The organism is Burkholderia sp. ZZQ-2 (genome assembly GCF_050768715.1).
In the GTDB taxonomy this organism is placed as follows: domain Bacteria; phylum Pseudomonadota; class Gammaproteobacteria; order Burkholderiales; family Burkholderiaceae; genus Burkholderia; species Burkholderia cepacia.
On record NZ_LDVA01000308.1, the window covers coordinates 1 to 1,222 of the forward strand.

The 1,222-nt window shown below is 69.2% G+C and carries 2 protein-coding genes; both read right to left on the reverse strand.

Features of this window, described 5'->3' with window-relative positions:
* Positions 1 to 637: OmpA family protein (locus tag ABY44_RS27795; RefSeq protein WP_431642771.1), on the reverse strand; the 637-nt coding region annotated here is incomplete at its 3' end.
* Positions 638 to 760: 123 nt separating this feature from the next.
* Positions 761 to 1,222, reverse strand: a 462-nt coding sequence (locus ABY44_RS27800; protein ID WP_431642773.1) for a YadA family autotransporter adhesin, incomplete at its 5' end; no start/stop codon positions are given.

Below are 1,222 nucleotides of genomic sequence, written 5' to 3' on the forward strand. Positions count from 1 at the left end.
GGTTGCTGGCGCGGCCTTCGGGCGTCGCGTTCGACGCGACCGGGTCGGCCTTGCCGCGACCCGAGACCGTCAGCGAATCGGTCTTCAGGCCGTGTGCCTTCAGATAGGCCGCGACGGATTCGGCGCGGCGCTTCGACAGCGCGAGATTGTAGTCGTCGCTGCCCACCGAATCCGTAAAGCCGGTGACGCTCACCTGCGAGTACGTGTGGTCGGCGCGCTCGCTCAGCAACCGGTCGAGCGATTCGCGCGCGGTCGGGGCGAGCGTCGCGTGGTCGGTGGCGAACAGCGCGTCGCCCGACAGGTTGACCTGTTCGACGACGACGGCTGCCGCCGGCGCGGCGGCCTGCGCCGCTTGGGCCGGCGCCGCGCCGCACTGGAACACGAGCGTCGCGGGATCGGACTTGTCGCGCAGCGCGCGGGCCGAATCGACGGCGCGCACGGGCTCTTCGCCGCAGATCTTGCGGGCGGCCTTCATGCAGGTTTCCGGGCCCGACAGCAGGCCGTGGCAGTCCACCTGGAAGGTGCGCACGCCGTCGCGCGGCTGCAGTTCGGAGGCGCTGAAGGTCGGGCCGGATGCGGTCGAGCACGCGGCGAGGGCCGTTGCGGAAAGCGCGAGCGCAAGAGCGAGTTTGTTCACGGTTACATCCTCAAAACTTGGGTTGACTGAAGCCCGCCACGGGTTGCGCGCGGGCTCGTCCGGCCGTCGGGGCCGCCGCAGGCCGTCCGGCTGGCGAGCCGGGCGGCCTGGCGGCGCGACGCGTTACTTCCACTGGTACAGCATGCCGGCGCCGATCACCTTCTGACCGCCGCTGAAACCGCCGTTGATCGACGCCTTCAGGTTCTCGGTAATGCGCGCCTGCATGTTGACCGCCATCGCCTTCTGGCCGAGGAAGGTCGACGTGCCCACACCCATCCCGAAGTTGGCGTCGCGATCGAGCTGCGGGATCGACGCCATCGCGCCGACGGCCGCGATACCCTGCTTCGCCATCTGGTCGGTCTGCTGCAGTTGCGAACCCAGCGAGTTGATCTGCGCCTGCTGGCCCGACAGTGCCGTCGACAGCGTCGTCTGCACCTGCGTCAGCTGGTTCACGTTCACCGCGTCGGTGCCTTGCGTACCCGGCGCGACGTTCGTGATCTGGCGCTGCTGCTGGTCGTTGCCGACCGACACCACGTTCGAGCGACCGCCGTCGTTCGAATTCGCGCCGATTGCCACCGAGTTCGA